Consider the following 24,741-nt stretch of genomic DNA (forward strand, 5'->3'; position numbering starts at 1 on the left):
GGTGTCCTTCAGGGTTTCGGGAATCGAAAGGCGCCGACCAGCCGCTGGCGCCACCAGCGGCCCAGCCAGCTCTCGACGCAGGCCCGGCCCCAGTAGGCGTGGATCATCCGGTCCTCGGCCGAGGCGATCGCGCAGTGCTTGGCCGGGGCGTCCGGGGCCATGCGGAACAGCAGCACGTCGCCCGGGCTGGCGGCGGCGAGGTCCAGCCGGACCAGCCGGCGGTCCAGCGCCTGCGCCAGCAGCTCGCGCCCGCCCAGCTCGGCCCAGTCGGGGCGATAGGGCGGCGGGATCTCGGGCTCGGGGCCGTAGAGCGCCCGCCAGACGCCGCGCACCAGGCCCAGGCAGTCGCAGCCGACGCCGCGCAGCGAGGCCTGGTGCTGGTAGGGCGTGCCCAGCCACAGGCGGGCTTCGGCGAGGGCGGCGGCGCCGGTCGGCGCTTCGGCGGCCAGCGCTTGCCCCCTACGGATCGCTTCGCGATCGTCTTCCCCCGAAGGGGGAAGAGCGCTCCGCCCCCCAAGGGGGCGGACAGACCGCGAAGCGGTCAGGTGGGGGCAAGTGATCCCCTCACCGCCGCCCGCCGTCATTCCGCTCCCCCTCGCCGGGATACAGCGTCAGGAAATCCTCGCCTGGGGCGGTCGGAAAGCCGCGGAAGTTCAGGCCGTTGCCGAACCGCTCCCGGCAGGTGGCCCAGCGCTTGTCGCAGGTCGCGCCGGGAAAGGCCGCGAGGTCGACCCCGCAGCGGGCGTCGCCGAACGCCGCGTCGCACGACCGGCCGAAGGTGCGGCCGGTCACCCGGTCCAGCGCCGCCAGCGGACCCTCCAGGGCCAGGGTGAAGGCCCCGCCCTCGGTCTTGGCCGCCGCGACGCGGGCCGACCACAGCCGCACGGCCAGCGGGGGCGCCGACCAGTCGACCACCCGGCAATCGACCCGCGCCCCGTCATAGAGCCCGGCCGCCAGGTCGGCCTCCGACAGCGCCGCGTCGTCGAAGCCGCCGACCGCCGTGGCCTGGCCCGGCGCGAAGCCGGCCGCCGTCTCGGCCGCCCCGGCGGTCCAGCCGCTGGCCGCCTTGCAGACGACGCCGTCGACCACCAGGTCGCGGTCATGGTCGGTGAAGCCCAGCACCGTCCCGTCGGCCCGGGTCAGGATCCAGGCGTGGCACAGGCTGGCCGCCCCGCTCTCGAGGCGGGCGGCCAGGTCGGGTGGGACCGCGCGCATCAGACCCGCACCTCGACCAGGGCCACGGCCCCGACCCGGGCGGCGTTGAAGCTCTCCAGGGTCACGTCGATGCGGTCGCCGTCGAAGCGCACCGGCACGTCGAACTCGAAGCCGGCGGTGATCGCCGCCCCGGCCGCCGGGGCGGTCGCCAGGGTCACCAGGCCGGTGGTCGTATCGACCGTGAAGGCCCCGGCCGCCAGGGCCACGCCGGCCACCGCGACCTTGACCGTGCCGGCGACCGGCTTGACGATCGGCCGGACCACGGCGGTCGGGCCGGTCCCATAGGTCTTGGCCAGGGCGAAGACCTTGCGAGCCCCGTCGCCGGTCCCGATCGGCTGGTCGGTGGCGGCCGGCGCCTGGGACGGGGCGCACGACTTGCCGTCGGCCGGGTCGCGGAACCGGAAGCCATGCAGCCGCCCGCGCCGCGCCTCGAAGAACGCCACCAGCTCGGCCGCGTCGTCCAGCGGCCGCACCGCCGTGCCGATCAGGTAGCGCCGCCGCCCCTGGGCCCAGGGACTGGAGCGCCGCTCGAAGCCGGACGCCAGGGTCGTCACCTGGGTCCGCCGCTCGACCCCGCCAGTGCAGCCGAACGCCAGCCGCGCCGGCAGGCGCGTCTCGTGGAAGGACATGAAGCCTCCGAAGGTTGTAAAGCTTTGCCGACGCGATGCGCCGTGGTTGATGGGCGCAACAGGATCGAGGTGAAGCGCTTGGGCGGATTCAAACTATTGCTGAGCCCAGCTGGGATCGGACGCCGGGCCTTCGGCTGGTCAGCGTTGGCGCTCTACGGCCTGCCGCTCGCGTTGGCGGCCACGAACCTGCTGTTGCTCAAGACACTGGGCGAAAATCTCGTGACGGCGACGCTGGGAACCATCCTGTTCGGCGCCGTGGTCCTGGTCCCCTATGTGGGCCTGTGCCTGCATCTCAAGCGCTTGCGGGACGCGGGCCGACCGCCCTGGAGCCTGATATCGCTAAGCCTGCTCACCTTACTGGGGACACCGCTGGCCCTGTTGCTGCCGAGCCTGCGGTTGATGTTCCAGAATGGCCCCGGTGTAGAGGGCTCCGACACAATGATGTTCGCGGCCATGGCGCTGGGCGCGGCGGCCATCCTGGCTTGGCCGTTCTATAGCCTGTGGGTCGGCCTTGCCGGACCCAGGGCGGACGAGATCGCCACCCAGGTTAAACCCGCGTCATGACTTGCAATTCACTTAAACCGCGAGCCGGTCGGCCCTAGTTTCAGCTCAGGATTGGGAGCTGGAAATGGACTGGAAATCGTTGTTCTTCTCGGCCGAGGGCCGGATCGGCCGTCAGGTGTTCTGGATCGGCTGGCTGATGCTGCTGGGCGCTCACGTGGTGGCCGGCTGGATCCCGCTGATCGGCCAGGTCATCGGCCTGGTCGCGATCTTCGCCTGGGTCTGCCTGTGCGCCAAGCGCCTGCACGACATGGGCCGCAGCGGCTGGTGGCAGCTCGTGCCGATCCTGCTGGGGCCGGTGCTGATCGTCGGCTCGGCGATGTCGATCGGCTTCGGCGCGGTCCTGGCCGAGCTGACCAACGGCGACGCCGGCTGGGCGGCCCTGGCCGGGGTCGGCGGCCTGTTCGTCAGCCTGGCCATCGCCTTCGTCGCCGTGGTCGGCTTCACCCTGTGGCTGGGGATCACCGAAGGCCAGCCGGGCGAGAACCGCTATGGCGAGCCGCCGCTGACGCCGGTGGTGGTGTAGGGTCCGAAAACCGAAACGCGAATTTCCAAGCTTTCCCCATCGCCTCGGCGGTGGGGAAATGCTGCATGGCCTTCTATTGCTACATCGTGGCGAGCCGCCGAAACGGCACGCTCTACACCGGATCCACCGATGACCTGCCGCGGCGGATCGAAGAGCATCGGCAACATCTCCGCCGCGGCTTCGCGGCGAAGTACGACTGTACGATCCTGGTCTGGTACGAGGTCTTCGAAACCCGCGAGGAAGCGTTTCGGCGGGAGCGACGCATCAAGGCATGGCGGCGCTCCTGGAAGCTCATGTTGATCGAGGCCGCCGAAAATCCAACCTGGCGGGACCTCTTCCCCGATCTGAACCTCAACGCCTGACCCTAGACCGCTTATCCCGGCGAACGCCGGGACCCAGATCCCAAGGCGGTGTGGCGGATTGGAAGAGCTCTGAGCCCTTGGCGTCAGCCTCAAAGCCATTCCATCTGGGTCCCGGCGTTCGCCGGGATGAGCGGATTTTGGGAAGCTACAGCCTCCGCGCGCCCAGGCTCACCGCCCGGGCCAGGGCCTGGGCCAGCTGGGCGTCGGAGCGGGCGAGGCCCGCGGCGTCACCGCCCGCGACGTTGATCGTCACATTCATCCCGCCCCCAGCCCCGCCCAGCGGCTCGACCACGCCGGCGCCGGCGGGGCGGAACAGTTCGGGGCCGCGCTCGCCGACCAGATAGGCGCCGCCCGCCGAGACCGGGCCGCCGTCGGCCCTCGCCCCCGAAAGGGCCGAGCTGACCGCCCCGGCCAGGGCCTTGACCAGCCCGCCTCCGCCGCCCGAACTGGCCGACACCGCGTTCAGCACCGCTCCGGCCAGTTCGGCCAGGCTGACCTTGCCGTCGGCGGCCGCGTGGGCCAGCGAGCGGACGAGGCCCGTCCCGGCCCTGGCGAAGGCCTCGTCTATGGTGCGGGCCGCTTGTTCGGCCGGGGCGCGCAGGGCGGCCAGGGCGGCGGCGGCCTCGGCGGCGCGGGCGGGGACGGCGTCGAGGCCATCAGGGTCGAAGTCGCTCATGGGATCTCCCAAGGGATCGGATCGTCGGGAAAGCGGGCGATCAGGGCGTCCAGCGCCGCGCGGTCCAGGGCCGGCGCGGCCGGCGCCTCGGTCAGGGCTCGCCACTCGGCCAGGGACAGCCGCCAGAAGGCCTCGGGCGACAGGGCCAGCTGCAGGCTGGCCAGCCGCAGGGCCGCGCGCCAGCGGGCGTTCATGCGCAGGCGGCCCCTAAGCGCAGGCGGCCAGGGCGGCGGCCACGGCCGCGACCGACTCGGGGATCGATACCGGCGCGGCGTCCAGCACGGCCGGATCCTCGCCGCCGCCCTCGAGCAGGGCGGCCAGCACGGCCAGCAGCTCGCTCGCCGACAGCCGGCCGAACCGCTCGGGCAGGGCGCTCCAGTCGTCCAGGCGAAGGACCGCCTCGATCCGCGCCAGGGCGCCCAGGGTCAGGCACAGGCGGCGCGGCGCGCCGGCCAGCGGAACGACGACCTCGCCGCGGGCGGGGTTGGGGACGGGCATGGTGATGTTCTCCAGTGCGGCGAGCGGACCGCTTCGCGGTCGTCTTCCCCCAGAGGGGGAAGAGCGCTTCCGGCATGAGGCTCCGCCCCCTATGGGGGCGGACAGGCGGCGAAGCCGCCAGGTGGGGGCAAGGAGGTGAGCCTCAGATCGCCGTGAACGTGACCGGCCCGGCCGAGGCCAGGGACAGGGCGAAGGCGGCCTCGCCGTCGTGCTCGCCGGCATATTCCAGGGCCGCCACCAGGAACGGCCCCTCCAGCTGCACGAAGTCGGGGATCACCAGCCGCCAGACCCGGGCGGTCTGGGCGAAGAAGCTGTCGCGGACCATCGCGTCGGACGCCGCGTCGCGGAACACGCCGCCGCCGGAGACGGCGACCGAGCGCACGCCCGCCCCGGCCAGCAGCTCGCGCCAGCGGCCGGCGCTGTCGCCGTCGGTGGCGTCGATGGTCTGGGCGTTGAGGCTGATCGTCCGGGCCCGCAGGCCCGCCACGGTGGTGAAGGTCGGCGTCGGCGCGCCGTCGCTGATCTTCAGCAGGATGTCTTTGCCGGCTTGGGCGGCCATGGGAGTCTCCGGGTTTGGGATATTGCGGCGAGCGCTTGCCCCCTACGGACCGCTTCGCGGTCGTCTTCCCCCAGAGGGGGGAAGAGCCGCGCGGGCGAGGCTCCGCCCCCTCGCCGCGACAGACCGCGTAGCGGTCAGGTGGGGGCAAGTGTCGAACTAGGCGCTCTCGGTCACCGCCCGCACCCGCAGCACGCCCAGCGACAGCTCGCGGTCGGCGGCGCGGAAGACGTCAGCATAGGTGACGCGCAGGGTGACCAGGCGTCGGCCGGCCACGGCCAGCGGCGCGTTGTGCAGGGCCGCGCGGACCGCCGAGGTGACGGCCCGCGCCTCCTCGGGGCCGCCGTACTTGCTGGCGCAGGTGACGGTCAGCAGGTGCTCCAGGCCGTCCGCGTCCGGACCGAACGGCCGGCTCTCCTGCCGGCCCAGGCTGACGCACGGATAGACCGGATGGCGCGGGGCGTCGGCGTGGACGCGGGCGGCGACCAGGGCGGAAACGGCAGACGCGGCCTTCAGGGCCTGGACCAGGGCGGCGGCGATGGCCGCGTCGGCGTTCAGGGGGCCGCTCACAGCCGGGCCTCCCGATAGGGCGCCAGCCAGGCCTCGACCAGGCCGGGCGGCGGCTCGGCGTCGTCGCGGTGCTCGTAGGCGTGGGCGACCAGGACCAGCGCGGCCAGGCGCAGCGGCGCGGGACTGGCCGGCGTCAGGGCCTGGCCGGTGGCGGCGGCGACGCGCGCCTCGGCGGCGTCGATCAGCAGGCCGACCAGGGCGTCCTCCGTGGCGTCGGCCACGCGCAGGAAGCCCTTGGCCTCGGCCAGGGTGATGGAGAGGGGCATGTGGGGGTGTGTCCAGGATTGGAGGAACTTGCCCCCTCCGGGCCGCTTCGCGACCCTCCTCCCCCAGAGGGGGAAGAGCGCTCCGCCCCCTATGGGGGCGGACAGGCGGCGAAGCCGCCAGGTGGGGGCAAGTGGGAAGGACCTACGACGCCGCGAACTTCAGCAGCTTGATCGCGTCGAAGTTCTGCACCCCGCCGCCGACCCGCTTGGTGGTGTAGAACAGCACGTGGGGCTTGGCCGAATAGGGGTCGCGCAGCACGCGGACGCCGGCCCGATCGACGATCAGGTAGCCCTTCTCGAAGTCGCCGAACGCGATGGCCAGGGCGTTGGCGGCGACGTCCGGCATGGCCTCGATCTCGGTCACCGGATAGCCCAGCAGCGAGGCCGACTGGCCCGGCTGCAGGGCCGCGTTCCAGATGTAGTTGCCCTGGGCGTCCTTGAACTTGCGCACGGCGCTGACCGTGCGGCGGTTCATCACGAAGCGGCCGTTCTGGCGGTATTGGGTCTTGGCCGCGTAGATCAGGTCGATCAGCTTGTCGGTCGGGTTCGACGCCGGCCAGGCGCCGGCCACGCCGGTGGCCAGGTAGCCCAGCTGGCCCCAGGTCGCCGCAGCGTCGGCCGCCGCGGTGTAGGCCAGCAGGCCCTTGGGCTTGTTGACCCCGTCGCCGCCGATGAAGGCGCTGGTCTCCTGGGCGGCGAAGGCGTCCTGCACCTCCTCGGCCAGCCACTCGTCGATGTCGACATAGGCGTCGTCGAGCAGGGCCTGGGTGGCGGCCGGGCTGGCGTAGAGCTCCCCGGCCGGGAAGTCGATCACGTCCAGGGTCGGAGCCGCGGTCTCGGGACGCGCCGCGGTCTCGGCCACCCAGCTGGCGGCCAGGCCGGCGGTCGAGACCGGCTTGCGGAAGGTCCCCGCCCCGATCGTGCGCACCTGGCAGATGTCGCGCATCGGCGAGGAGGCCTGCAGGCGGCGCAGGATCTGCCGCTCCAGCTCGGCCGGGGCGACATAGCCGCCGGCCGTGGCCACGCCTTCGGACAGGCCCTTGGCCTCCAGCAGCAAGGCCGGCGCCTCGCCGGTCTTGATGTAGCGGTCGAAGGCGGCCTTGCGCTCGTCGACACGCGCCAGCGGCGCGTCACCGCCGCCAAGAGGGCCGCCAATAAGCGGCCTGCGGGCGTCGGCCAGCACGCGGTCCAGCCGCGCCTGGGCCTGGGAGACGGCGTCGTCGATGCGGGCGACCTTCTCCTCCAGCAGCACGTCGGCCCGCTTGGTCTCCAGCGCCGCCAGCCGCTGGTCGTTGGCGGCCTTGAAGCCCTCGAACGCCGCCAGCACCTCGTGCAGCGCCGCGCGGGCCTCCGGCGAAGCCGCGGCCTGTTTGGTTTCCTTCATGGGAGTCTCCGGTTGGGTGTCAGATGCTCCCCCTCCGGGGGAGCTGTCGCGGAGCGACTGAGGGGGTTTTCCGGCCACGGCCGAACCGCCCCCTCCGGCCCTTCGGGCCACCTCCCCCAGAAGGGGAGGATCTCTTTCGGGTCAGGCCCGCTTCAGCCTCGCGCCGGGCAGCATCGGGAAGGTCACGATCGACACCTCCCACAGCTCCACCTGCGTCAGCACCCGCAGCCGCCCCGTCTCGTCGGGGCGGGCCTTGACGGCGCGGAAGCCGATGGAGAGGCCGTCCAGCGCCCCGGCCTCGACCAGGGCGGCGACCAGGCGGCCCCTCGGCGTGGTCCGCAGGATGCGGCCGCGGACGTGGAGTCCCGTGGCGTCCTCCTCGATCGCGTCCCAGACGCCGACGGGCTCGGCGTCGTCGTGCTGGTGCAGCATCTTCACGCCGCCAGGACCGGTGCGCGCCAGGCTGGCGGCGAAGGCCCCGGCGGCGGCGACGTCGTCGTTGAGGTCGCGGGTCCAGAAGAGGGAGGCGTGGCCTTCGATGGGCAGGTCGTCGTTCATGGCGGCTCCTGTGCGGCGATCACTTGCCCCCTACGGACCGCTGCGCGGTCGTCTTCCCCCAGAGGGGGAAGAGCGCTCCGCCCCCTATGGGGGCGGACAGACGGCGAAGCCGTCAGGTGGGGGCAAGTCGGTGCGCTAAGGCTGTTGATCCAGCTTGCTCTCGATCCGGGCCAGGGCCGCCCGCGTCGCGTCGGCCTGGGTCTCCAGGCGGGCCAGGCGTTCGGCGACCGGGGCCTGGGCGTCGAGGCGCTGGCGCAGGTCGTCGATCCGCGCGCTGGCCCGGCCGGCCCACATCAGGGCGGCGGCGGCCTGCAGGGCCACGGCGACCAGCAGGCCGAGCGAGACCTGGCGGTCGAGCCGCCAGCGGGCAGGTGAGGTCATGGGTTTCTCCTGGGGACTTGCCCCCTACGGACCGCTGCGCGGTCGTCTTCCCCCAGAGGGGGAAGAGCCAGGCGGTGAAGGCTCCGCCCCCTATGGGGGCGGACAGGCGGCGAAGCCGCCAGGTGGGGGCAAGTGAACTACCCCTCGAGCCCCGCCAGCCGCCGCCGCTCGGCGTCGGTCAGGAAGCTGGCGCCCTCCAGACGGGCCCACAGGGCGTCGCGCTCGGCCGACAGGGCCGGCACGGCTTCCAGGTCGCAGGCGATCCGCGCGCCCGGGAACTTCGGCGCCAGCCAGACCGACAGGGCCCGCGCCGCCCGCTCGGCCAGCGGGACCACCGTGTGGCGCCAGAACGCGCCGTTGGCCTCGCGGTAGTTGGCGTAGGTCGCGTCACCGGGCACGCCCAGCAGCTGGGGCGGCACCCCGAAGGCCAGGGCGATCTCGCGCGCCGCGGCGTGCTTGCCTTCGATGAAGTCCATGTCAGCCGGGGTCAGCGACATCGGCCGCCAGTCCAGGCCGCCCTCCAGCAGCAGCGGCCGGCCGGCGTTGGCGGTCCCGGCGTGGGCGTCGGAAAGCTCGGCCTTCAGCCGCTCGAACTGCTCGGCCGAGAGCCGGTCGCCGGCCTCGCGGTTGGCGTAGACCAGGGCTCCCGACGGCCGGGCGCTGTTGTCGAGCAGGGCCTTGTTCCAGGCCCCCGAGGCGTTGTGCACGTCGATCGCGAAGGCCGCCGCCTCCAGCGGGCTGAAGCCGTAATGGTCGTCGGTCGGGTTGAACAGCTTCAGGTGCAGCACCGGCAGCCAGCCCGAGGCGTCGCGGCCGATCCGCGCCGTGCGGCCGGCGACCTGGTAGTCATAGGCCAGCGGCCAGCCGCGCGGCCCGGGGACCACGGTCATCCGGTCGGGTCGCAGCGCGTAGAGCTCGGTCGGAGCATTCTCTCCCCCTCCTTTGTCTTGGGCCGCCTCGATGTAGCCGTTCCCCGCCACCTGCAGGCAGCCGAAGAACGCCTCCATCAGGTCGGCCCCGCCCTGCTCGGGATTGGGGGCCTGCAGCAGCCGGCGCAGCGGATGGTCGTCGGCCCGCCGGCCTTCGACGAACACGGCCAGCGGCACGGCCGCGGCGGCCTCGGCGATCATCCGCACGCAGCGATAGGCGATCGGGTTCTTGCCGAAGCCCTCGGACGCCAGGGCGGCGTAGTCCCGCGGCGTCCACTTGGGCCGCCCCGCCGTGGTCAGGGCGATCAGGCGCGCGGCCCGGGAGTCCTTGGCCTCCGGCGGGCGGCGGGGTTTGAACAGGGGCATGTCGGCGCCTCGCGGTTGAGAACGAATAGGGAACATGTTAGGGTTGTCGGGGAAAGCCCCCTCAGTCGCTTCGCGACAGCTCCCCCAGAGGGGGAGCATCCGCGCCGCGATAGATCCTCCCCCTCTGGGGGAGGTGGCCCGAAGGGCCGGAGGGGGCTCGCGGCGGTGGAGGCAATTTCATGGACGCGCCACGGCGCACACGAAACTTCGCCAGGCAGCTGCGACGCGAGATGTCGCTGCCCGAAGTCCTGCTGTGGCTGGGCCTGAAAGTCCGACGACTCGAAGGCCTGCATTTCCGCAAGCAGCATCCGATCGGGCCCTACGTGCTCGACTTCTACTGCGACGAAGTGAAACTGGCTGTCGAGGTGGACGGCGGAGGTCATGCCTCCGGCGACCGGCCTTGGCTGGATGCTGTTCGCGACGACTGGATGGCGCGACAGGGAATCAGAACCTTGCGGATTCCGGCGGTCGAGGTTCTGGAATGCGTCGACGGCGCGCTTTCGACGATCCTTTCGGAAGCGCGGCGCGGACCCCCTCCGACCCTCCGGGCCACCTCCCCCAGAGGGGGAGGATCTACGCCATGATAGATGCTCCCCCGCTGGGGGAGCTGTCGGCGAAGCCGACTGAGGGGGCCTTCCCCCCTTACAACACCCTCAGCCTCGGCCTTCTCCCCACCCCCAGCATCAGCTCGCTGACGGCCCAGACCAGGGCGTCGGCGCGGTCGGGGCTGTGGTCCAGGTCGCCCGAGCCCAGGGCCATCAGTTCCTCCTCCAGGGCCGGGAAGGCTCCGCAGTGGACCACGCGGCCCTGCTCGTACAGCGCCGCCACCGGCTCGGCCCGGGCCCGCTTGCCGAGCGAGGCCTTGACCAGCTTGACCGCGCACGGCGGGCCGGCCTGGGCCAGGACGGCGCGGACCATGTCGCCGCCCTGGTTGGCCTCGGCCACCAGGGCGTCGGCGTTCCAGCGCGCGGCGGCCTCGACCGCCCGGCGGGCCCAGCCGTTCGGCGACAGGCCCCGCGCGGTGCGGTCTTCGAGCACGAAGGCCCTGCCGTCGTGACGCCCGCAGACCACGATCCCGCAGGCGTCGCCGCCCGCCGTGGCCGGCGGGTCGACGGCCACGACCACGCGCTCGAAGGCGGCCGGCGGCGCGCCCCGGCAGCGGGCCAGGTCCTCGGCCCGGAACAGCCCGCCCTCGCCCTCGACGATCAGGCCGTCCAGCTCCTGGGCGGCCAGGCGGGTGCCGCCGTAGAGGCCCTGCAGGGTCGACAGGAAGGCCGGGGCCAGGTGGTCGGCGTTGGCGTGGGTCGGCGCGCGGGTGTTGGCCGTGCCCGGTTCGGCGATCAGGTTGCGCAGGGCGCGGATCGGCCGGGGCGTGGTGGTGACCACCAGGCGCGGATCGGTCCCCAGGCGCAGGCCGAAACGCAGCATGGCCAGGGTCTCGGCCGGCCGGGGCCAGGCGCAGAACTCGTCGGCCCAGGCGGCGTGGAACTGCGGCCCGCGCAAGGCGTCGGGATCCTCAGCCGAGAAGGCGTAGGCGACAGCGCCGTTGGGGAACAGCAGTCGCTTGCGAGTGGCTTCCCAGCGTGGACGGGCCCCGACCGGATAGAGACTCTTGAGACCGGAAGGTCCCTCGATCATCACCTCGCGCACGTCGTGGAAGGTGGGGCCGACCAAGGCCAGGGCGTCACCCCGCCGAGCCTGTTCCTTGATCCAGGCCGCGCCGGCGAAGGTCTTGCCGGCTCCACGGCCGCCCAGGAACAGCCAGGTCGTCCAGGACTCAGACGGGGGACGCTGATGCTCCGCCCTTGGTTTCCAGGCCGCTCGGCAGCGCTCGATCCGCTGGTACGCCGCCGCGCCCAACCATTTGCTTAGATTCTCGGGCGGTTCGAGCAGCATCCAGTCGGCGTCGGATGTCGGCGTGAATTTCGCCCATCCGCTCGGGGGTTCGGCCAGAGTCGTCATCCATCTCAATCTCCTCGTTGGACGCGCCCTTGACCGCGACGGAGCCCAGCACGGCCGTCTTGGTCTTGATGGGAGCTGTCGCGGCGGTGTTCAGGGCGTCGAGATCGGCCAGCAGTTTGCGGCCGTCCGCGAGAAGGGCGCCGATACCGCGGCCGGCCTTGGCGGCTTCGGCGATCAGCTTCATGCCGTCTATGTTGGCCAGATCGTCGCGCTTGACGATCTGATCGACGGTGGCGGCGTGCTTCCTGGCCAACGCCTGGGCGGTCCGGAGCAACTGCGCCTCGGCGCCGATATCTTCGTCCTGGGTCATGTCGCTTCCGCTTCTCCCGGCCATGGCACAAAGATACGGGAGCAGCGGGCGCCGCTGATAACTTAGGTCGAGAAAGTTTAGAGCGTTGATTTCGTTGGCGTTGAGTCGCTGAACGCCGAGGATGGACGGCGCTGTATCCCCGCCAAGGGCTCTGGCGGGCCGCCTGGCGGCGGCGTTGGACCCATCCATCTCCGGCGTGCCGGGCGCAGGGTCCGAGTGAACGGCCGAAAAAGGAAGCGCGTGCTCGCTAGCCGCCCGCCGGCCTGGCGAGGCCGCGCCTTAAAACCTTGTAGGCGAGCCTGCTCTGGCGTCTGGCCGTGTCAAGGACGACGCGCCGCGTCGCCGCGACGCGGCCGGCCGGAGGCCGGTCCTTGATACGGCTAGACGCCAGAGCTCCGATCCACCAAGGCTTTAAGGCACGGCCCCATCCAGGGCGGATGCGGGCTTGCGCCAAGCGGATGTTTTGAGAGTCTGCGATGGGTGGTCGGCGGACGTGTCGTGCGTCCTTCGAGGCCCGCTGCGCGGGCGCCTCAGGATGAGGAATTCAGTAGAGATCACCTCATCCTGAGGTGCGCGCTCCTGAGCGCGCCTCGAAGGACGCACAGAGTCCGCCACGGGTCGAGATTCGTCATGAGCATCCTACCGGCAAGCGGACGCCCAAATCGTCATCGCCAGCGCCTGTCGGGTCCGGTAGGCGCAAGGCTCGGGGCGGCAGTGGAAAGAAACTAGCCAAGCCCGCCCTCGCCCCTCACTCCGCGATCGACCGGATCACCCGGGCCGGGTTCCCGCCGACCAGGGTGTCGGCCGGGACGTCGCGGGTGACCACCGACCCCGCCGCGACGACCGAATTCTCGCCGATGGTGACGCCGCCGAGGATGATCGCCCCGGCCGCGATCCAGACATTGCGTTCGATCACGATGGGCCGGACGACGACGCCGTCGCGCCGGCGGGAGGGCTCGACCGGGTGGCCCGAGGTGATCAGGCTGACGTTCGGCCCGATCATCACCTCGTCGCCGATGTCGATCCCGCCCAGGTCGTAGAAGGTGCAGTTCTGGTTGACGAAGACCTTGCGCCCGACCCGGATATTGGCCCCGCTCTCGGTGTAGAACGGCGGGATCAGCGCGAAGTCGGCGTCCACCGGCCGGCCGGTCAGCTCGGCGAACAGGGCGCGGACCTGGTCGGCGTCGTCATAGGCCAGGCGGTTGAGGGCGGCGGTCAGGGCCATGGCCCGCCGGACGCCGGCCGCCGGCCGCCATGGCCGCCGAGTCCGGGGTCCGCCGGGCGATCAGCCGGCTGCGGTCGTCATGGGCCATGAGGTCTTCCTTAGGGCGCGCCAGGACAAGCGTCCGGCCGCCCGACCAAGCCGGGATTCGGCGCGCCCCGCCATGGCCCGGACGAAAAACCGCCGCCGGCTGTCGGGCCGCGCCCTGGCCGGCCGTCCTTGGCTCGACACCCGCCGCAACGGAGAATTCCATGTCCTTCCAGGCCTATCTCGACACCATCCAGGCCAGGACCGGCCTCGACGCCCAGGCCCTGGCGGCGGCGGCCGACGCCGCTGGCCTGTCCGAGGGCGGCCAGCTCAAGCCTGGGATCAAGGCCGGCCAGGTCGTGGACTGGGGCAAGGGCGCGCTGGGCCTGGGCCACGGCCACGCCATGGCCATCTACGCCCTGCTGTCGGGAAAGCGGAAACCGGGGGACTGAGCGGCCCCGAACAAGGAACCCGCCCTGAAACGGGACGCGCCTCAGTCCTCCGGGTCGTAGGCTAGATCGCCCTTGTCGGCCATCAGGTCGGTGGCCACGAAGTCCAGGGCGTCCTCGGGATCCTCGAAGGCCAGCTCCGAGACCGTCTGGTCGCGGACCGAGATCCCCGCCTTGTGGGTGCTGTCCGGGTCGCCGGTGACCAGCGGATGCCAGTCGGGCAAGGTCTTGCCCTCGTGCAGCCGACGGTAGGCGCAGGACGGCGGCATCCACTCCAGGGTCTCGATGTTGTGCGGCGTCAGCTTGATGCAGTCGGGCACGGTCTTGCGGCGATTGGGATAGTCCTTGCAGCTGCAGCGGTGCTCGTCGAACAGTTGGCAGTGCACGCGGGTGGGGATGATCTCGCCGGTGTCCTCGTCCTCGAAGCGGACCAGGCAGCACAGGCCGCAGCCGTCGCAGAGACTTTCCCACTCGGGGACCGTCATCTGGTGCAGGGACTTCGTCTCCCAGAAAGGTTTGTGCGCCATCATCGCGGCGTCCTAAACCCAATTCGCCCCCGCGACAAACGGGTGAAGGCCAGGACGACCCAAAGCGGACCATAGGACGCACGTGAACGACTGGACGCTCCCGCCTTACCGGTTCGACGACGACAAGCCGGCGCCCCCGCCGGCCGCGCCGCCGGTGTTCGGCTCGGCGCCGCCCACGCCCCCGCCCGAGGAACCGTTCCGCGCCGACCTCGAGCACGCCAAGGCCAAGGCCCGCGCCCGGCGGGGCCGCTGGGTCTGGATCGCCGCCCTGGCGGTGCTGATGGCCCCGGTGGTCGGCGGCGCGGCCGGGGCCGGCTTCGTCTGGTGGAAGTACCTGCGCGACACCCCGACCCTGCCCTCGCGCGAGGCGCTGTTCGCGGTCAACCGCGCGCCCGGCGTGCGGTTCGAGGACCGCAGCGGCCAGGTGATCGCCAGCCGCGGCCCGCGCTACGGCCAGCGCATCGGCCTGGCCGGCCTGCCCAACTACGTGCCGCTGGCCTTCCTGGCCGCCGAGGACAAGCGGTTCTACCAGCACGGGGCCATCGACCCCTACGGCATCGCCCGCGCGGCCTGGGTCAACCACAAGGCCGGCCGCACCGTCCAGGGCGCCTCGACCCTGTCCCAGCAGCTGGCCAAAGGCCTGTTCCTGACGCCCGACCGCACGGTCAAGCGCAAGCTGCAGGAGATGCTGATGGCCTGGCGGCTGGAGCGGGTCCTGAGCAAGGACGAGGTGCTGGAGCTGTATCTGAACCGGGTGTTCTTTGGGGCCAACACCTTCGGGGTGGACGGGGCCTCGCGCACCTATTTCGGCAAGCCGGCCAGCCAGCTGAGCCTGTCGGAGGCCGCCCTGCTGGCCAGCCTGCCCAAGGCCCCCTCGCGCCTGGCCCTGACCCGCGACATGGGCGCGGCCCTGACCCGCTCGCGCCTGGTCCTGGCCAACATGCGCCAGGAGGGCTGGATCACCGCCGAGCAGGAGCGCCAGGCCCTGGAAGACACCCCCAGGCTCTCGCCGCTGACCGTGGCCGACGAGGGCGACTACGGCTGGGTGCTGGACTACGCCACCGCCGAGGCCGTGCGCATCGCCGGCCAGAACGCCCCGGACCTGGTGGTGCGCCTGACCATCGACTCGCGCCTGCAGCACGTGGGCGCCGAGACCGTCCGCCAGGCCATCGCGGTCGGCGGCGCGAACGCCGGGGCCGGCCAGGCGGCCCTGCTGTCGCTGGCGGCCGACGGGGCCGTGCGGGCCATGGTCGGCGGGACCGACTATGTCGAGAGCCCGTTCAACCGGGCCGTCCAGGCCCGCCGCCAGCCGGGCTCGACGTTCAAGCCGTTCGTCTACGCCGCCGCCCTGGAGAAGGGCGTGCTGCCCACCGACATCCGCGTCGACGGCCCGGTTCGGTTCGGCGCCTGGAAGCCCGAGAACTACGGCGGCGGCTATCGCGGGCCGATGACGGTGCAGGACGCCCTGGTCAATTCGATCAACACCATCGCCGTCAAGCTGGCCCAGGAGGCCGGCGGACCGGCGATCGGCGACCTGGCGCGCCGGTTCGGGATCACCAGCCTGCCGCCCAATCCCGACCTGTCGGTGGCGCTGGGGGCCTATGAGGTCAACCTGCTGCAGCTGACGTCGGGCTTCCAGGTGTTCCAGCAGGGGGGCCTGCGCCTGGAGCCCTATGTGATCGAGAGCATCGCCACCCAGGACGGCCGGCCGATCTTCGCCCATTCCGCCCCGGCGGTCCCGGCCAGCGTCTACGACATCAGCAAGGCCAGCATGATGGTCAAGATGATGAAGAAGGTGGTCGAGGTCGGCACCGCCCGGCGGGCGGCGTTCGGCTGGCCGGCGGCGGGCAAGACCGGCACCAGCCAGAACTGGCGCGACGCCTGGTTCGTGGGCTTCACCCCCGACTACGTGACCGGCGTCTGGGTCGGCAACGACGACGACCGGCCGATGAACAAGGTGGTCGGCGGCGATATCCCGGCCAGCATCTGGCGGCGCTACATGCTGGCCGCCCACGAGGGCCTGGCGGTGCGCGACTTCCCCTGGCTGCTGGCCGACCCGGCGCCCCTGTCGGTCCCCGATCCCCGCAACGGCTTCTACGAGACCCTGGCCGCCGAGTTCGCCCGCTCGGCCTCGGCCCTGGAACCGGTGACCCAGGCGGCCCCCGAGGCCGCCGCGCCGGACGCCACGCCCTCGCCGCAGCCGCTGCCCTACTAGGGCGCATTTTCCGACGAAATGGACACCGGTTCGTCGTCAGAAAACGCGTCAAAACAAACATCTAGAGCCCCGGCCTGACGCAGTCAGGTCGGGATTCTAGGCGGATCGACATTCGACCGGTCTGACGCTGACCGACTTTCGCGCCCACCTTTCAGCCGTCATTCCGGGCCTTGTGCCCGGAACCCCTCGCGCCGCCGCAGCTGCGGATGTGTGGCGCGCCGGCGCGCCAAAGCGCTTCACGTGCAAGCTGAACCAGGGGTTCCGGGCACAAGGCCCGGAATGACGGAGATCTGGGAAGACCGTCGATCCGACCTAGGCCCCCTTTCGAGACAAAGGGGCCACGGTTCGGCCATCGCGATCGTATCGGCGTGGGGCGTCTGTCCCCGGCCCTATCCCCGCGCCCTTGCAATTTCCCAGCGAGCACCGAGCCCCGCGGCCCGGGTGAAATCCGCCTTTTTCGCGGCGACACGCATCGATAATCGATCTCGGAATATCGATCGTCGATGAGCAACGCTACAATAATTACCGATCTGTAAGAATTGAATTTCAGATCTCCGGTTCCACGAACCACGATACTCATGGTCAAGCTAGAAGATCGGCGTTTTCTCTACAGCGCATTGCGCAGCTGACACCCAAAAGACCTATTCTCGCCTTATTTCAGCATCAGCCGTTGCTTGGATGTGACAGGTCCTAGACATATTGATTACATGGCGGCGTCGGCGATTGACGCCCGTGTTCGACGGTTCCAATCCCAGCGGCAACCGGGGACGAAGGTCCGCCGGGAAACCTGAAGCTGACAGGGCGACGGGACGAGCAGCCGATGCGGCCAAGCTCCGAGCGCCCGGAGGGACCGACATGAAATTGCAGATCACCCGCGGGCGCCTGCTCGCGACGACGATGATGGCGGGGGTCGCCACCTTCGCCGCCTTCGCCGCGAACGCGCAGACCGCCCCGGCCCCGGCCGCGCAGGCCGCGCCCGCCGACAACGAAGTCGAGGCCGTGGTCGTCACCGGTTCGCTGCTGCGCCGCACCGACACGGCCACCCCGTCGCCGGTCACGGTCCAGACCACCGAGACCCTGAAGGCCCAGGGCATCACCACGATCTCCGACGCCATCCGCAGCCTGTCGGCCGACAACTCCGGCTCGATCCCCGCCGCCTTCGGCAACGGCTTCGCCGCCGGCTCGACCGGCGTGTCGCTGCGCGGCCTGTCGGTCAACTCGACCCTGGTGATGATCGACGGCCTGCGCAACGCCAACTATCCGCTGGCCGACGACGGCCAGAAGGCGTTCGTCGACCTCAACTCGATCCCGTTCAACGCGGTCGAGCGCATCGAGACCCTGAAGGACGGCGCCTCGTCGCTGTACGGCGCCGACGCCATCGGCGGCGTGGTCAACATCATCATGAAGTCGAACTACCAGGGCATGAGCGCCGACGCCTCGTACGGCACGTCGCAGCATGGCGGCGGCGACCAGTTCCGCTTCACCGGCGACGTCGGCTACGGCGACCTGGATACCGACAAGTACAACGTCTACCTGGACGTCGAGTACCAGCTGGACAAGCGCATCAGGGGCGACCAGCGCGGCTTCCCGTACAACACCAACGACCTGACCGCGATCCCCGGCGGCCAGAACAACAACCCGCAGGCCGGCGGCAGCACCTTCTACGGCAACGTCCGCCCCGCCACGATCACCGGCGACGACCTGACCACCGGCGTGGCCATCGGCGGCGTGGGCAACGCCTGGCGTCCGCTGCGCACGTGCTCGAGCGACGCCCCGCTGACCCAGGATTCGCGAACGGACGACGACGGCCTGTCGCTGGGCTCCTACTGCGCCCAGAACATCGCCGACTTCGGCGACATCCAGCCCAAGCAGGAGCGCGCCGCGGTCTACGGCCGCTTCACGATCAAGCCGACCGACAACCTGGAAGCCTATCTGTCGGGCAGCTTCGTCCAGTCGAAGACCTCGGTGAACGGCACGCCGACCACGCTCACCTCGAGCACCCCCAACAACCTGTCCAACCTGGTCCTGCCGGTGTGGATCTGCTCGGCCGGCGCCAACTGCGCCTCCGCCGCCGACCGCCAGCTGAACCCCAACAACCCGTTCGCGGCCGCCGGCCAGTACGCCCTGGTCAAGTACCGCTTCAGCGACATCCCGGCCACGTCCGACTACACCAACCGCATGCTGCGCCTGGTGGGCGGCGTGAAGGGCTCGGCGATGGACTGGGACTACCAGGCCAACCTGGTGATCGCCCATGACTCGCTGGAAAGCACCCTGACCGGCTTCATCAGCTACAAGCAGCTGATGAGCGACATCCAGACGGGCGCCTACAACTTCGTCGACCCGACGAAGAACAGTCAGGCCGTCCGCAGCGCCCTGTCGCCGGACCTCGCCAAGACCTCGACCACGGACCTGGACTCGATCAACGTCCAGGCCTCGCGTCCGCTCTTCAGCCTGCCGGGCGGCGACGCCCAGCTGGGCCTGGGCGGCGAGTTCCGCTACGAGGCCACCAACGACCCGGCCCTGAACCCGGTCAACGACGCGCAAGGGCTGGGCAACGCCCGCACCAAGGGCAACCGCACCGTGGCCTCGGCCTTCGCCGAACTGGGCCTGCCGATCACCGACAAGGTGGAAGTCAACGTCTCGGGCCGCTACGACCACTATTCGGACTTCGGCGGCAACTTCTCGCCGAAGCTCGGCGTCAAGTTCACCCCGATCAAGACGGTCGCCCTGCGCGGCACGATCTCGAAGGGCTTCCGGGCGCCGTCCTTCTCCGAAGCCGGCAACTCGGCCAGCCAGGGCTTCACGACGTTCTCGTTCGACTCCGCCCGGTACGACGCCTTCCGCGCCGCCCACGGCGACAACGAGTACACCAAGGACTACTCGCTCTCGTCGATCACCACGGCCAACCCGGACCTGGATCCGGAAAAGTCGACCAGCTACACCCTGGGCGCGGTCTGGGCCCCGACCCGCAGCTTCAGCGTCTCGCTGGACTACTACCACATCAAGAAGACCGACGTGATCGCCCAGGCCAGCGCCGGCGTCGCCCTGGCCGCCTACTATTCGGGCCAGGCCATCCCGGCCGGCTACATCGTCACGCCCGACGCGGTCGATCCGGAGCACCCCACGGCCCTGCCGCGCGTGCTCTCGGTGGCCTCGCCCTACATCAACGCCGACTCGCTGGTGACCAGCGGCCTGGACCTGAACGTCCAGGCCACGTTCTACCTGCCGGCCGACGTGAAGTGGACCAGCAACCTCGATGCGACGACCATCTTCGACTACAAGTACACGCAGGACGGCACGACCTATAACTACGTCGGCAAGGAAGCGCCGTACGTGCTGTCGTCGGGCGCCGGCACCCCGAAGAACCGCCTGTCGTGGACCAACACCTTCGAGCGCGGCCCGATCCACGTGACGGGCGTGATGAGCTATGTCAGCGGCATGCGCGAGGTGGACGACAGCTACACCGAGGGCTGCCTGTACGGCGACGAGGCCTTCAACTGCCGCGTCAAGTCGTTCACGACCGTCGACCTGACGGGTGCCTACGACGTGACCGAGAAGGCCACGGTCTACGCCGACGTGATGAACCTGTTCGACACCGGCCCGATGTTCAACCCGGCCAACTACGCCGGCGTGAACTGGAACCCGACCTACTCGCAGTCGGGCATCGTGGGCCGCTACTTCCGGGTGGGCGTCCGCCTGAAGTACTAGGCCAAGCGTGATAGCCGAAAGTGGTCGCCGGTTTCGGCGGCCATCATGCGGCCAACGCCAAGAGATCTCGTGTACGGGGGCATCAGTACGCCCCCGATGAGGTGGAAGGGGCCGTCCGCAAGGACGGCCCTTTTTTCATGGGCGAGGGCGCCGGGGCCGAAACAGGGGACAGACACTCACCCCACGGCCTCGCCAGGTCGGCAAAGACGCTGCCGTGAGTGTCTGTCCCCTCCTCCGCCAACGGCGCCTTCTTGACATGAGAACAAATGAAGAACATAGTTCGCCGCCTCACGAGAGAAGAGCATCATGCCCAGAATGGCGCGTGTGGTGTTTCCCGGCGTTCCCCATCACGTGACCCAGCGAGGCAATCGACGACAGCCGACCTTCTTCGGTCCCAACGACTACGCCACCTATCTGCGGATCGCCGCCGGCGCCTTCACCGAGGCCCGCGTTCAGGTCTGGGCCTATTGCCTGATGCCAAACCACGTCCATCTGATCGCGACGCCGGAAACCGAGGAAGGCCTCGCCCAAGCCGTCAGCGCCACCCACGTCCGTTACGCCCGCCACGTCAATCGGCGCGAAGGCTGGACCGGATGCCTGTGGCAAGGCCGGTTCGCCTCCGCCCCGATGGACGAGGCCCATCTGTCGCTCTGCGCCCGTTATGTGGGCCTGAACCCCGTGCGCGCCGGACTGGCCAGACGCGCCATCGACTGGCCTTGGTCCAGCGTCAGGGCGCATCTGTCCGGGGAGACCGACCCTCTGCTCACACCGGAACCGCTTGCGGATCTGTTGGGCCCACACATGGCGACCTTCTTCGATCTCGACGCCCCCGAGGAGCGGTACGATCTGCTGCGCGGCGGCACGCGAACGGGGCGTCCACTGGGATCAACGGCCTGGCAGCGGGCGAAACGGGGGACAGACACTCGCCCCACGGCCTAGCCAAGCTGGACATGAGCTTTTCCGTGAGTGTCTGTCCCCTCCTCCGCTGCAAGCTGCTATACGCCCCCGTCCCTGCCCTTCGATCGTTGTTGTTCCATGGCCTCCCCGACTCGCGCCCCTGTCCTGGCCCTCAAGGACGTCCGCCTCGCCGATGGGGCCAAGCCGTTGTTCGACGGGGTGGACCTGGCGCTGGAGCCGCGGGTGCGCGCCTGCCTGGTCGGGCGCAACGGGGCCGGCAAGTCGACCCTGCTGAAGATCCTGGCCGCCCAGGGGATCGAGGCCGACAGCGGCGAGCGCGCCGCCCAGCCGGGCGCCAAGATCGTCTATGTCAGCCAGGAGCCGGACATCGTCGGCGAGACCCTGCTGGACTACTGCACGGCGGGCGGGGCCGAGGACTACGAGGCCCACGCTACCCTGGCCGACTTCGGCCTGGACTACGCCAAGAGCACGCAGGGCCTGTCGGGCGGCGAGCGTCGCCGGGCGGCCCTGGCCCGGGCGTTCGCCGAGCAGCCCGACGTGCTGCTGCTGGACGAGCCGACCAACCATCTGGACATCTTCGCCATCCAGACCCTGGAAGAGGAACTGGCCAATTCCAAGTGCGCGGCCCTGATCGTCAGCCACGACCGCGCCTTCCTCAACCGCGTCACCCAGCGCACCTTCTGGCTGGAGCACCGCAAGGTGCGTCGCCTCGACAAGGGCTTCGCCGAGTTCGAGGTCTGGAGCGAGCAGGTGCTGGCCGCCGAGGCCGACGAGGAGCGGCGGCTGAACAAGCAGCTGGAGCGCGAGAACGCCTGGCTGGCGCGCGGCGTCCAGGGCCGCCGGGCCCGCAACGAGGGCCGCCGCCGGGCGCTGATGGACCTGCGCGCCCAGAAGCGCGACCTGCAGGCCGACAAGCGCGGCAGCATGACCCTGGCCGTCGAGAGCTCGGGCACGTCCGGCAAGAAGGTGGTCGAGGCCAAGCACGTCACCAAGAAGTTCGGCGAGCGGGTGATCGTCGAGGACTTCTCGACCCGCATCCTGCGCGGCGACCGCGTGGCCCTGGTCGGCCCCAACGGCGCTGGCAAGACCACCCTGGTGCGGATGCTGCTGGGCGAGATCCCGATCGACGCCGGGACGATCAGCCTGGGCACCAACCTGGAGATCTCCTACGTCGACCAGAACCGCATGGCGCTGTCGGAGAAGATGACGCTGTGGGACTTCCTGACCCCCGGCGGCGGCGACTCGATCCTGGTGCGCGGCCAGCCCAAGCACGTGGCCGGCTACGCCAAGGAGTTCCTGTTCACCGAGGCCCAGCTGCGCCAGCCGGTCACCAGCCTGTCGGGCGGCGAGCGCAACCGCCTGCTGCTGGCCCGGGCCCTGGCCACGCCCACCAACCTGATGGTGCTGGACGAGCCGACCAACGACCTGGACATGGACACCCTGGACCTGCTGGAGGAGGTGCTGGCCGATTTCGAGGGAACCCTCATCCTCGTCAGCCACGACCGCGATTTTATTGACCGGCTGGCGACCTCGACCATCGCCATGAACGGCCACGGCAAGGTGCTGGAGACCCCCGGCGGCTGGAGCGACCTGATCGACCAGGCCCCGGACTTCTTCAAGGGCGCGCGCGGCGCGGCCGGCGACTTCGCCACCGGGACCGGCTCGCACAAGGCGGTGATCACGCCTTCGGCCCCGCCGCCGCCGAAGAAGGCCGTCAAGCTGTCCTACAAGGACCAGCGCCGGCTGGAGGAATGCGAAGCCCTGGTCGCCGCCTCGCCGAAGATCATCGCCGACCTCGAGGCCAAGCTCCACGACCCGAACCTCTACGCCAAGGACCCGGCCGGCTTCGACAAGGTCATGAAGGCCCTGGACAAGGCCCGCGCCGACCTGGCCCAGGCGGAGGAGGACTGGCTGGCGCTGGAGGAAAAGCGCGAGGCGATGGCCTCCTGAGCCGCGATCGGGGACAGGCGCATGCGCCTGTCCCCGAGGCCATGGCCTTCCCTACACCACCACCTGCGAGCCCATCTCCACCACCCGGCCGGCGGGGATGTGGAAGAAGTCGATCGGGTCGGCGGCGTTCTTGACCATCCAGATGAACAGCCGGTCCTGCCACAGCGGCATGCCCCCAACCGGCGAGGAGCCGGGCGAGGCCACCACCGTGCGGCGGCCGACGAAGAACGAGGTCGACATCAGGTCGAAGGCCAGGCCCCGCCGGCGGCAGCTGCCCAGGGCGCGCGGCACGTTCGGCGTCTCCATGAAGCCGTAGTGGATGGTCACCCGCCGGAAGCCGGGACCAAGAGACTCGATCTCGACCCGGTCCTTCTCGGCGACCCTTGGCTGGTCGGCGGTGCGCACGGTCATGATCACGTTCTCGGCGTGCAGCACCTTGTTGTGCTTGAGATTGTGCAGCAGGGCCACCGGGGCGACGGAGGGGTCCGAGGTCAGGAAGATCGCCGTGCCGGGCACCGGATGCGGCGGCCGGGCCCGCAGGCTGTCGATCAGGTCGGTCAGGGCGATCGAGTCGCGATGGACCTTGGCGTGCAGCAGCTCGCTGCCGGCCCGCCAGGTCCACATGGTCAGGACGATGGCCCCGGCCGCGGCCAGGGGCACCCAGCCGCCGTCGGCGATCTTCAGGACGTTGGAGCCCAGGAACACCAGGTCCAGCGCCAGGAACGGGGCCAGCACCGCCACGCAGGCCCACAGCGGCCACTTCCAGTGGCGGCGCGCCACCACGAACAGCAGGGCCACGGTCACGACCATGGTCGTGGTCACCGCCACGCCATAGGCCGAGGCCATGTTCGACGAGGTCTTGAACATGAACAGCAGGAACAGCACCCCCACCGCCAGGGCGATGTTGACCGGCGGCACGAAAATCTGGCCGGCCACGGTCTCGCTGGTCCGCTTGATGTTGATCCGCGGCAGCAGGCCCAGCTGCACCGCCTGCTGGGTCACCGAGAACGCCCCGGTGATCACCGCCTGGCTGGCGATGATGGTGGCCGCCGTGGTCAGCAGCATGACCGGCCAGTAGACCGCGTGCGGGATCATGCCGAAGAAGGGGTTGTCCATGGCGGCCGGACGGATCAGGCACAGGGCGCCCTGGCCCAGATAGTTGATCATCAGGCACGGCAGGGCCACCAGCAGCCAGCCGGCCTGGATCGGTCCCTTGCCGAAATGGCCCATGTCGGCATAGAGCGCCTCGGCCCCGGTCACGCACAGGAAGACGCTGCCCAGGATGGTCACGCCCAGCCAGCCGTCCGCGGCCAGCAGCCGCACGGCGTAGACCGGGCTGAAGGCCAGCAGGATGTCGGGCCGCTGCAGCACGAACGGCAGGCCCAGCGCCGCCAGGGTCACGAACCACACCAGGGTGATCGGCCCGAAGAACCGCCCGACCACCTCGGTGCCGCGCGACTGCACCGCGAACAGGCCCAGCAGGATGATCGCCGCCAGCGGCAGGACGAACGGCTGGAAGTGGGCGCCGATCACCGGCGCGGTGGTCAGGCCCTCCACCGCCGACAGCACCGAGATCGCCGGGGTGATCAGGCCGTCGCCATAGAACAGCGCCGCCCCGACGATGCCCAGCAGCACCAGCCAGGCCGAGCGCTTCTTCAGGGCGTTCTGGGCCAGGGCCATCAGAGCCAGGGTGCCGCCCTCGCCGCCGTTGTCGGCCCGCATGACGATCACGACGTATTTCAGGGTGACCACCAGGGTCAGGGCCCAGAACACCAGCGACACCACGCCGAACACCGCCAGCTGCGGATCGACCTTGCCGGCGTGGGCCAGGGCCTCGCGCATGGCGTAGAGCGGGCTGGTGCCGATGTCGCCGAACACCACGCCGATCGCCCCCAGCCACAGGGCGCCGAACCGCGCGGCGCGGGCGCCTGGCGCAGCCGGCTCGGGTGGGGAATGGGCCATGAACTCGCGTCCCT

Annotated in this window: 27 protein-coding genes; 9 read left to right on the top strand and 18 right to left on the bottom strand. The window is 70.6% G+C overall.

Annotation, left to right across the window (positions count from 1 at the left end):
• Positions 1 to 8: 8 nt before the first annotated feature.
• Genes EV278_RS17520 through EV278_RS17530 form a run of 3 tightly spaced genes read right to left on the bottom strand, consistent with a single transcriptional unit; the run spans position 9 to position 1,844 of the window.
• Positions 9 to 584 carry an NlpC/P60 family protein gene (locus EV278_RS17520; protein ID WP_132094368.1) on the bottom strand — a complete coding sequence of 192 codons (576 nt, stop codon included), beginning with the start codon at positions 582 to 584 and terminating at the stop codon, positions 9 to 11.
• On the bottom strand, positions 565 to 1,215 hold the full coding sequence (locus EV278_RS17525; protein WP_132094371.1) for a DUF2163 domain-containing protein: 651 nt from the start codon (positions 1,213 to 1,215) through the stop codon (positions 565 to 567). Before EV278_RS17525 ends, EV278_RS17520 begins: the two co-directional genes overlap by 20 nt.
• On the bottom strand, positions 1,215 to 1,844 hold the full coding sequence (locus tag EV278_RS17530) for a DUF2460 domain-containing protein (protein ID WP_132094374.1): 630 nt from the start codon (positions 1,842 to 1,844) through the stop codon (positions 1,215 to 1,217). The genes EV278_RS17525 and EV278_RS17530 overlap by 1 nt, the downstream gene beginning before the upstream one ends.
• Between EV278_RS17530 and EV278_RS17535 the strand changes: the two genes are divergently transcribed.
• From EV278_RS17535 to EV278_RS17545, 3 genes are all read left to right on the top strand, one after another.
• The gene (locus EV278_RS17535; protein WP_165916687.1) at positions 1,833 to 2,408 is read left to right on the top strand and encodes a DUF805 domain-containing protein; all 576 of its coding nucleotides are present in this window, start codon (positions 1,833 to 1,835) and stop codon (positions 2,406 to 2,408) included. The two genes, EV278_RS17530 and EV278_RS17535, sit on opposite strands and share 12 nt — an antisense overlap.
• 64 nt (positions 2,409 to 2,472) lie before the next feature.
• Complete coding sequence (locus tag EV278_RS17540) at positions 2,473 to 2,931, top strand: DUF805 domain-containing protein (RefSeq protein ID WP_132094380.1); 459 nt, start codon at positions 2,473 to 2,475, stop codon at positions 2,929 to 2,931.
• Between the two features lie 65 nt (positions 2,932 to 2,996).
• On the top strand, positions 2,997 to 3,293 hold the full coding sequence (locus EV278_RS17545) for a GIY-YIG nuclease family protein (protein ID WP_132094383.1): 297 nt from the start codon (positions 2,997 to 2,999) through the stop codon (positions 3,291 to 3,293).
• A 145-nt stretch (positions 3,294 to 3,438) separates the two neighbouring features.
• On the opposite strand, the gene EV278_RS17550 is transcribed toward EV278_RS17545, so the two are convergent.
• The 10 genes from EV278_RS17550 to EV278_RS17595 form a co-directional block, all read right to left on the bottom strand.
• A complete protein-coding gene (locus EV278_RS17550; protein ID WP_132094386.1) occupies positions 3,439 to 3,969 on the bottom strand; it encodes a phage tail tape measure protein in 531 nt (176 codons plus the stop codon).
• Positions 3,966 to 4,163 carry a phage tail assembly chaperone gene (locus tag EV278_RS17555; protein ID WP_132094389.1) on the bottom strand — a complete coding sequence of 66 codons (198 nt, stop codon included), beginning with the start codon at positions 4,161 to 4,163 and terminating at the stop codon, positions 3,966 to 3,968. Before EV278_RS17555 ends, EV278_RS17550 begins: the two co-directional genes overlap by 4 nt.
• 13 nt (positions 4,164 to 4,176) lie before the next feature.
• A complete protein-coding gene (locus EV278_RS17560) occupies positions 4,177 to 4,467 on the bottom strand; it encodes a GTA-gp10 family protein (protein WP_132094392.1) in 291 nt (96 codons plus the stop codon).
• Between the two features lie 142 nt (positions 4,468 to 4,609).
• The gene (locus EV278_RS17565; protein WP_132094395.1) at positions 4,610 to 5,026 is read right to left on the bottom strand and encodes a phage major tail protein, TP901-1 family; all 417 of its coding nucleotides are present in this window, start codon (positions 5,024 to 5,026) and stop codon (positions 4,610 to 4,612) included.
• Positions 5,027 to 5,182: 156 nt separating this feature from the next.
• Positions 5,183 to 5,593, bottom strand: a complete 411-nt coding sequence (locus EV278_RS24180; RefSeq protein ID WP_132094398.1) for a DUF3168 domain-containing protein — start codon at positions 5,591 to 5,593, stop codon at positions 5,183 to 5,185.
• Positions 5,590 to 5,859 (bottom strand): head-tail connector protein, encoded by a 270-nt coding sequence (locus tag EV278_RS24185; protein ID WP_132094403.1) that lies wholly within the window; start codon positions 5,857 to 5,859, stop codon positions 5,590 to 5,592. The genes EV278_RS24180 and EV278_RS24185 overlap by 4 nt, the downstream gene beginning before the upstream one ends.
• A 142-nt stretch (positions 5,860 to 6,001) precedes the next feature.
• On the bottom strand, positions 6,002 to 7,243 hold the full coding sequence (locus EV278_RS17580) for a phage major capsid protein (RefSeq protein ID WP_132094406.1): 1,242 nt from the start codon (positions 7,241 to 7,243) through the stop codon (positions 6,002 to 6,004).
• Positions 7,244 to 7,384: 141 nt separating this feature from the next.
• The gene (locus EV278_RS17585; RefSeq protein ID WP_132094408.1) at positions 7,385 to 7,801 is read right to left on the bottom strand and encodes an HK97 family phage prohead protease; all 417 of its coding nucleotides are present in this window, start codon (positions 7,799 to 7,801) and stop codon (positions 7,385 to 7,387) included.
• A 135-nt stretch (positions 7,802 to 7,936) separates the two neighbouring features.
• Positions 7,937 to 8,182, bottom strand: a complete 246-nt coding sequence (locus EV278_RS17590; RefSeq protein ID WP_132094411.1) for a hypothetical protein — start codon at positions 8,180 to 8,182, stop codon at positions 7,937 to 7,939.
• Between the two features lie 137 nt (positions 8,183 to 8,319).
• Complete coding sequence (locus EV278_RS17595) at positions 8,320 to 9,477, bottom strand: phage portal protein (protein WP_132094414.1); 1,158 nt, start codon at positions 9,475 to 9,477, stop codon at positions 8,320 to 8,322.
• Positions 9,478 to 9,656: 179 nt separating this feature from the next.
• Between EV278_RS17595 and EV278_RS17600 the strand changes: the two genes are divergently transcribed.
• Positions 9,657 to 10,061, top strand: a complete 405-nt coding sequence (locus tag EV278_RS17600; protein ID WP_243692246.1) for a DUF559 domain-containing protein — start codon at positions 9,657 to 9,659, stop codon at positions 10,059 to 10,061.
• A 58-nt stretch (positions 10,062 to 10,119) separates the two neighbouring features.
• On the opposite strand, the gene EV278_RS17605 is transcribed toward EV278_RS17600, so the two are convergent.
• The 3 genes from EV278_RS17605 to EV278_RS17620 form a co-directional block, all read right to left on the bottom strand.
• Positions 10,120 to 11,337 (bottom strand): terminase family protein, encoded by a 1,218-nt coding sequence (locus EV278_RS17605; protein WP_243692247.1) that lies wholly within the window; start codon positions 11,335 to 11,337, stop codon positions 10,120 to 10,122.
• Positions 11,255 to 11,749: a hypothetical protein gene (locus EV278_RS24480; RefSeq protein WP_243692248.1), complete on the bottom strand. Its 495-nt coding sequence runs from the start codon at positions 11,747 to 11,749 to the stop codon at positions 11,255 to 11,257. The genes EV278_RS17605 and EV278_RS24480 overlap by 83 nt, the downstream gene beginning before the upstream one ends.
• A gap of 748 nt (positions 11,750 to 12,497) precedes the next feature.
• The gene (locus EV278_RS17620) at positions 12,498 to 12,974 is read right to left on the bottom strand and encodes a sugar O-acetyltransferase (protein WP_243692249.1); all 477 of its coding nucleotides are present in this window, start codon (positions 12,972 to 12,974) and stop codon (positions 12,498 to 12,500) included.
• A gap of 248 nt (positions 12,975 to 13,222) precedes the next feature.
• Here EV278_RS17620 and EV278_RS17625 point away from each other — a divergent pair, with 248 nt between their 5' ends.
• On the top strand, positions 13,223 to 13,450 hold the full coding sequence (locus tag EV278_RS17625) for a DUF4287 domain-containing protein (RefSeq protein ID WP_132094426.1): 228 nt from the start codon (positions 13,223 to 13,225) through the stop codon (positions 13,448 to 13,450).
• A 41-nt stretch (positions 13,451 to 13,491) separates the two neighbouring features.
• Here EV278_RS17625 and EV278_RS17630 read toward each other — a convergent pair whose 3' ends face one another.
• Positions 13,492 to 13,977, bottom strand: a complete 486-nt coding sequence (locus EV278_RS17630) for a YcgN family cysteine cluster protein (RefSeq protein WP_132094429.1) — start codon at positions 13,975 to 13,977, stop codon at positions 13,492 to 13,494.
• A gap of 79 nt (positions 13,978 to 14,056) precedes the next feature.
• Here EV278_RS17630 and EV278_RS17635 point away from each other — a divergent pair, with 79 nt between their 5' ends.
• From EV278_RS17635 to EV278_RS17650, 4 genes are all read left to right on the top strand, one after another.
• The gene (locus EV278_RS17635; protein WP_132094432.1) at positions 14,057 to 16,189 is read left to right on the top strand and encodes a PBP1A family penicillin-binding protein; all 2,133 of its coding nucleotides are present in this window, start codon (positions 14,057 to 14,059) and stop codon (positions 16,187 to 16,189) included.
• Positions 16,190 to 17,044: 855 nt separating this feature from the next.
• On the top strand, positions 17,045 to 19,897 hold the full coding sequence (locus tag EV278_RS17640; RefSeq protein ID WP_132094435.1) for a TonB-dependent receptor: 2,853 nt from the start codon (positions 17,045 to 17,047) through the stop codon (positions 19,895 to 19,897).
• Between the two features lie 306 nt (positions 19,898 to 20,203).
• Positions 20,204 to 20,836, top strand: a complete 633-nt coding sequence (locus EV278_RS17645) for a transposase (protein ID WP_132094438.1) — start codon at positions 20,204 to 20,206, stop codon at positions 20,834 to 20,836.
• Between the two features lie 96 nt (positions 20,837 to 20,932).
• Entirely contained in the window at positions 20,933 to 22,765 is a 1,833-nt protein-coding gene (locus EV278_RS17650) for an ABC-F family ATP-binding cassette domain-containing protein (RefSeq protein WP_132094441.1), read from the top strand.
• Between the two features lie 51 nt (positions 22,766 to 22,816).
• Here the strand turns inward: EV278_RS17650 and EV278_RS17655 are convergent, their stop codons facing one another.
• Entirely contained in the window at positions 22,817 to 24,727 is a 1,911-nt protein-coding gene (locus EV278_RS17655) for a potassium transporter Kup (RefSeq protein ID WP_132094445.1), read from the bottom strand.
• Positions 24,728 to 24,741: the final 14 nt, after the last annotated feature.

Origin of the sequence: Caulobacter sp. BK020 (assembly GCF_004342605.1) — a bacterium.
Classification (GTDB): domain Bacteria; phylum Pseudomonadota; class Alphaproteobacteria; order Caulobacterales; family Caulobacteraceae; genus Caulobacter.